7 protein-coding genes are annotated in these 5,945 nt (G+C 62.6%); 1 reads left to right on the top strand and 6 read right to left on the bottom strand.

The window, feature by feature from the left end:
- Window positions 1–30 precede the first annotated feature (30 nt).
- Genes MKI88_RS21090 through MKI88_RS21075 form a run of 4 tightly spaced genes read right to left on the bottom strand, consistent with a single transcriptional unit; the run spans window position 31 to window position 1,725 of the window.
- Window positions 31–393: a hypothetical protein gene (locus MKI88_RS21090; RefSeq protein WP_241633521.1), complete on the bottom strand. Its 363-nt coding sequence runs from the start codon at window positions 391–393 to the stop codon at window positions 31–33.
- Window positions 390–686 (bottom strand): hypothetical protein, encoded by a 297-nt coding sequence (locus MKI88_RS21085; protein WP_241633520.1) that lies wholly within the window; start codon window positions 684–686, stop codon window positions 390–392. The genes MKI88_RS21090 and MKI88_RS21085 overlap by 4 nt, the downstream gene beginning before the upstream one ends.
- Complete coding sequence (locus MKI88_RS21080; protein ID WP_241633519.1) at window positions 683–1,318, bottom strand: TIGR02594 family protein; 636 nt, start codon at window positions 1,316–1,318, stop codon at window positions 683–685. The genes MKI88_RS21085 and MKI88_RS21080 overlap by 4 nt, the downstream gene beginning before the upstream one ends.
- Window positions 1,315–1,725: a hypothetical protein gene (locus tag MKI88_RS21075; RefSeq protein WP_241633518.1), complete on the bottom strand. Its 411-nt coding sequence runs from the start codon at window positions 1,723–1,725 to the stop codon at window positions 1,315–1,317. The genes MKI88_RS21080 and MKI88_RS21075 overlap by 4 nt, the downstream gene beginning before the upstream one ends.
- A 218-nt stretch (window positions 1,726–1,943) precedes the next feature.
- Between MKI88_RS21075 and MKI88_RS21070 the strand changes: the two genes are divergently transcribed.
- On the top strand, window positions 1,944–2,735 hold the full coding sequence (locus tag MKI88_RS21070) for a phytanoyl-CoA dioxygenase family protein (RefSeq protein WP_241633517.1): 792 nt from the start codon (window positions 1,944–1,946) through the stop codon (window positions 2,733–2,735).
- An 8-nt stretch (window positions 2,736–2,743) separates the two neighbouring features.
- Here the strand turns inward: MKI88_RS21070 and MKI88_RS21065 are convergent, their stop codons facing one another.
- Window positions 2,744–5,044, bottom strand: coding sequence for a glycosyl hydrolase family 28-related protein (locus MKI88_RS21065; protein ID WP_241633516.1), 2,301 nt, complete (start codon window positions 5,042–5,044; stop codon window positions 2,744–2,746).
- Window positions 5,041–5,945 (bottom strand): hypothetical protein (locus tag MKI88_RS21060; protein WP_241633515.1); only part of this gene is annotated, 905 nt, incomplete at its 5' end. The genes MKI88_RS21065 and MKI88_RS21060, both read right to left, overlap by 4 nt.

The following is a 5,945-nucleotide window of genomic DNA, read 5'->3' as shown; positions in this document are numbered from 1 at the left end:
TCGACGCCATCGACGCCCTTTTCCCAGCTCTCAGGGACCAGTTCGCTGCACCTGGCATTCAGGCCGCTCACGGTATAGGCGCAGCTGGCACACAGCATTAAGGGTAGCGGCGCGAGCCGCAGCAGGGTTCGGCGCATTTTCGATCTCCTTGCTTGCCTGGTCGACTATCGCGTCGATATTCGCTTCTGCTCCCTGGCGGGCCACCACGACGCCCACAGCGCCCTTCGCGGCATTGGACAAGGCTGCGGAACCCTTCGCATCCTGCCGCGCCTGAGCGGCATCCTGGCGACCATTAGCGCAACCCCTGATCGCGAAGATCAGGATCATGGCGACGATCACGATGCCGATAATCGCGATCGCCACCCGGCGCGGCAGCTCAGTCACGTCGATCATTGCAGATGCTCCTCAAGCTGAGTGGCGGCGTCCTCGCCCGTGAAGTCGATCTCGCGATCACCCGCGCGGATCTTGAACACGCGGCGGCCGAGGATGGCGGAAAAGCCAAGCAGCACGATCCCAATTAGGACAATGCAGCCATAGGCCACATAGGCAATCGGCCAGGGGCTAGACGACTTGACCGCCATCACGTCGATCGACCGCCATGTCAGCACCGTGCAGGCGATGCCGCCGCCGCCAAGGAACAGGATGCCGAGGAACTTGCGCCAGTCGGCGGCGGTCCAGCCCCTCACGCCTCGTTCCTCGAGATCGTGCCCGCGGGCATGACGGGCAGGGCTATGCCGGCAAGCGGCATGCTGGCGGGCCATCGGATCGCGTACACGTCGGACTTGGCTATATCCATCACGTTCACGCGGTTCGACTGGTTTCCGCCCAGCGCCTTGAAGAAGCGCTTATCGGGCGTCTCCCCGACGATGAAGAAAACGTGATTGCCGCCGTCGCGCTTCTTCACGCCGATCGCTCCGAGCTGCGCGGGGCAGGCTATGCCGTAGCTGGCCCATGCCGCAGCGCGCGCGAACTCGCCTTTAGCCGGATAAGGAAGCCCCGCCGCATCCATGCAATGCGCGACGAAGAAGCCGCACCAAGGCGTTTCGTCATCGTTGAACCATCCGGCGCCGAGGCGCGCCCAGCCCTTGGCGATCCAGCCATTATGCTGCGGCCCCGGGATCTCGCGTTGCCCGATCAGGGGCCTGGCGACGCGGATCCATTGCGGATCGTTGCTCCATCCTACTGCCGGATCCTGATCGCGCGGAACGCCCAGTCGATCGAGCACATTGTCGAGCTCGCGGATCTCGGCCGTCGTCCAGCCCAGCGCGCCCGGACGCGCGGCCTTGATCGTCGCGAAAATCGCGCGCCTGTCACTCATAGCTTGCCCCCTTCCTTTGCATGCCCGTTAAGCGCCGCCTCCGCCCGCGCGACGTCGAGCGAGAAGTCCGCAGGGAATGCGATGGCCATAATATGCGCCGCCTCGGCAATTGCCGGGTTTGTAGGATCGACCTCGATCAGCGCGGCCGAGACGCGCTGGAAGGCAAAGCGAACCGCGTTGAGTTCGCGCTTTATCGTGCCCAGCTCACGCTCAAGCACCAGGCGATAGCTTTTCCAGCTCTGATCGAGTTCCGCGTGCTCAGCATCCAGGCTCGCCTGGCGCTTGTCATGCCGCTCAGCGATCCAGTTCACAAACCAGCGCAGCGCGAAGAACACAGCGCCGAAGACAGCACCCGCGCTGCCGCCGGCAGCCACCCACTGTTTCAGATCTTCGAGACCCTCCATCATGCGCTGCGCTCGCCCGGTTCCGTATGGCCATAATGGCCACAATTTCGCTTTGTCGTTACGGCGAGCATGTCGTACAGCACGCCGTCAGGGCGATAATTCGTCCTTGCATATCCGCTACTTGGCGCAACATTCAAAAGGGGGAGATCAACATGGCAACACAGGCTGCGCTTACGGAACCAGAGATCCTCGCCGCAGAATTCGGCGCGAAGGGCTATGTCGTGATCGACCTCGATATTCCCGACTTCGACAGCGCGGCCGACGCCATCATCAGTGATCTCGCGCCGGTTTATGATGACACATGCCGTATCGAGAATGCCTGGCGCCGTTGTCCGGAAGTTCGGCAACTCGCCACGTCCCCCCAGATTCTCGACACGTTGGCACATCTCTACGGGCGCAAGGCGTTCGCCTTCCAAACGCTCAACTTCAACCGCGGGACACAGCAGGCAACCCACAGCGACACGATCCACTTCGACAGCAACCCCGCTGGCTTCATGGCCGGCGTGTGGGTCGCGCTCGAGGACATCGACGCCAACAACGGGCCGCTGCGCTACTATCCCGGTTCCCAAAAGCTGCCCCATGCCACGCTCAATGACTTCGGCGTTGACAGGCTTGATGGGCATGACACTTATCTGCTCTATCGCTCCGTCTACGAGCCCGGCATCGAGAGCATCGTTCAGGAACAAGGTTTCATCGCCGAGGAGGCCCATCTGAAGCGTGGACAGGCGCTGATCTGGAGCGCCAATCTCCTGCACGGTGGCCAGCCAATCCTCGATCCTGCGCGAACGCGCCACAGCCAGGTCACGCACTACTATTTCGAGGACTGCGGCTATTTCACGCCGCTGCTCTCCGACGAAGAGCGCGGACTGTTCCGGCGCTATCCCGTCGACATCAAGACGGGCCGCAACGTCGGTGGGAGCGCCAACGGGAAGAAGATCAAAGTCCCGATGACGCAACGCATCAAGTCTGCCGCCAAGAACGTGCTGCGCAGCGGCACGCGGTACAAGCGCTAGACCGCCCATTATTGGAGCGCCGTCGAAATGCGGATTTCGGTACCCGCCGGAACTGTGATCACGCCACCGGTGGGGTTCCGCAGCGTCAGCTCGACCGTTTTCCAGCCTCCTGCGCCAGCGGTGTTGTCATATAGAGGCTTGTCCTGGAGAGAGATCGAGCCGTAGCTGACACCTGCAATCAGCTCTTCCGCATTCTCCCATATCACGGCCTCCGCCGTGACGTTCGACACAACGCGCAGCTGGGCAGGATAGTGCGTGAGTTCGACGGAACGCGGCTGCAAGATCTTGCCCGCCGGGATAAAAGCTCGCAGGGAAGCAAATGCTGAGACGCCACCCGCGCCGAGCGCCAGATCCGCACCCAATGTGAAACGATAGGCGCCCTTCTGTTGCAGGTTCGATGCCCGCACGGCGCCGAACAGCGGATCGCCAGAGAAGGACCCGGATAGCGTCAGCGAGCTTTCGAGGTCCGCCCAAACGCCCACCCAGCAAATCTGGCCGCTGAATGACACGTTGGCGTTGACGTTCTTGCTCGTGACGATGCTGACCGCACCGCTCTCGTTGACGAAGGCGCCATTGGTCCAGAACGGCGTACCAATATTGAAGTTGAGGCTAACGCCTTCGCAGCCGATCACATCGATCGCGCGATCACCGCACTGCTGGATCTGACCGCTGGCAAACACGTCTTTGCAGCCGATCAGCCGAAGGGCCATCTTGGGAAAGTACGGGATCGCGGTGTCATATGCGCCCGCGCGCGCCAGGGTAAGGCCGCTGAGCGAAGCATGCAGGCAGTTCTCCAGCGTTACCTGATGGTCGGTCGTCTCGAATACCGTGACGGCACTGAAGTTCACGAACGGCGTTTCCCGGATATAGATTTGCTTGCCAAAGCCCGGGAATATACGGGCGTTCTCGACACGCAGGCCGTCACAGCGATGCGCATCGATCACCATGTCGCAGTGCAGGGCGATCACGCTGTCGGCGATCCGCGCGTCCCTTACCGTGTAAACCGCCGCGGTGGGCGTGCCGAACCGAAACACCTTTCCGCAATCGGTTGCCATCCAGTTCGTGATCCGCGGCATCTGAGTGTCGGCCGAACCGTCGACCTGGTTGGCGTCAATGCCCACTTCCAGCCCATGAAGCGAAATGTCGTCCGCCTCGAATTGCGTCGAGCTGGTTATGTCGATGCCGATCGAACCGGCCTGCTTGCCGGCAGGGCTCGCCCATACCGATTGCGTTCCACCGATCGCCTTGATTGCTATCCCCCGGATCGAGACGCTGTTGGTCACCGAGGCATTGAAGGCGAGAATGCCGTCGACAAGGATCTCGGACTTATAGACATCGGGAAAAACGGTTTCGGTGTAGGGCTCCCACGCCGACTTGCCCACGCCGAACACTTGCTGTCCGCTTTTGAGCGTAACAGTGCTGCCGAGCACGAACTTGCCGGGCGGAATGCTCAGATATTTCGAAGCGTTGGCTGCAGCCTGGATGGCGGCACTGTCGTCCGTCACGCCGTCGCCGACGGCCCCGAACCAGAAGACGTTATGCGCCCCATCAACCACGCGAACCCATGCACCGGACGCGCCGGTCGGGTCAGCCTGTGTGGCGACATAAATGCCCTGGGCCGGATCGGCCGCGACCTCGGCAGACAGGTCAACCGTGTTAAAGATGAACTTGCCGAAGCGACCGTTCACGAACGGCACTCCCTCGGTCAGATAGGCGTCGTCGGCATTGGTCGCGTCATTTCCCGCCATCGCCAGCGCTGCGCGTGTCGAATAGCCTTCCCCAGCTGACCCGGGATCACCCTTGAACGCGGTGCCATTAAGAACAGTGATAACGCCCGTATGCGGATCCGGCGCAACGATTTTGTTGCCCCCGACACGCGCGGACACGGGGGGCAACACCTGCGCCGTCTCGCCGTCCGGGACCATCAGCGCCCGCGAGGCGGTGTCGTCAATGCGATCATCCTGCTCCTGGTCGATCAGCATCGCCGTGTCGACAGTAAGCTCGTGGCTTTCCGCAGGGAAGCGATCGCCTGGCGTATAGTCCATCGTTTGCGCACGAGGCGTTTCTCGCCGGATCCGCAGCCTGGCGCCGGCGATCGATGACACCAGCGTCAGCGTACCTCCCGCATCCGTGCTGCCTCCAGTCACGGAGTAGTCAACACCATACGTGAGCTCGACGACGTTACCATTGGCAAGCACGCGCGAGGCCTTAACCGTCGTCGGGCTCTTGAAACGAAATGGCGCCGCGAAAGCGAGCGTGACCCCATTCTCAATATAGCTGATCGACGAAGCGAGTGCGGCGACGGTCATTGATCCTGCCCCTCAAACAGATTGGAGATATCGGGGGCACGGTCCGGCGCCGTCTCGCCGGGTGCCCAGTAGAATTCCTGCCCGCGCTTGTCGGCGTCACGTTCCATGCGCCGCCAGCTCTGGCGATAATCGGGGTCCGCCCATTCCTGCAGCTGGTCGGCGAGCAACCGCTCGAAGCCCAGGCGCAGATACCAGAGCGACCCGCCCGGTGTTTCCGAACGCAGCGCCCGAACGGCCTTCTTGCCGATCTTGGGATCCTTGCCTTCCTTGAGCGCCCAGAGCGGATCGAGCGTCAGGCTCTCGATTGTCGCGGCAGTCTGCCACGCCGGACCCTTGAGCGTGTCATCGATGCCGCTGCCGAAGCGGCTTTCGGACGAACGGATGAAATCGCCATAGATGCCGGCGCCGCCGCCCTGGAACGCCGCCTCGAGCCAGAATTCCCAGTCAGCATGCGGCCGCGGATCGCGACCCTTGGCAACATCCTTCATGTCGATCGCTAGCGCGCCGGCGGCAGTGGTGAGCGCGATCATGCCCGTGGCATAGGCAGCACGGTTCCAGCCTTGCTGCCCCATGATCCGCTGGCCCTGCAGGAACATCACCGTCACGGGGAACGATTTGAACTGGAAGCCCGTGCGCAGCAGCTCACCCAGCCAGGTGCCGCGCTTGGCGCGCGAATTGATGAGTGCCTGTTGCCGGATCCCCGGCACCGGCACCGCCATGTCAGTTTCGGCGAGGATCATTTCCATCACGCGCCGCTGCAGCACAGGATCCTCGATCGAGCGCGGCTTGAGCCAGGTCGCGCCCAGATCTTCCTCGAGCGGTGTCGCGCGGATCTTGTCCCAGTCGGCAGCGTCGAGGCCGTAGCGCTCGAGCATGCGGCGGAAGGGCGCCTCGAGCGCGT

The sequence above is a fragment of the Sphingomonas sp. LaA6.9 genome (assembly GCF_022601895.1).
Lineage (GTDB): Bacteria > Pseudomonadota > Alphaproteobacteria > Sphingomonadales > Sphingomonadaceae > Sphingobium_A.
Note: the sequence above shows the minus strand (reverse complement) of the source record. Positions and strands in the feature narration are given on the sequence as shown.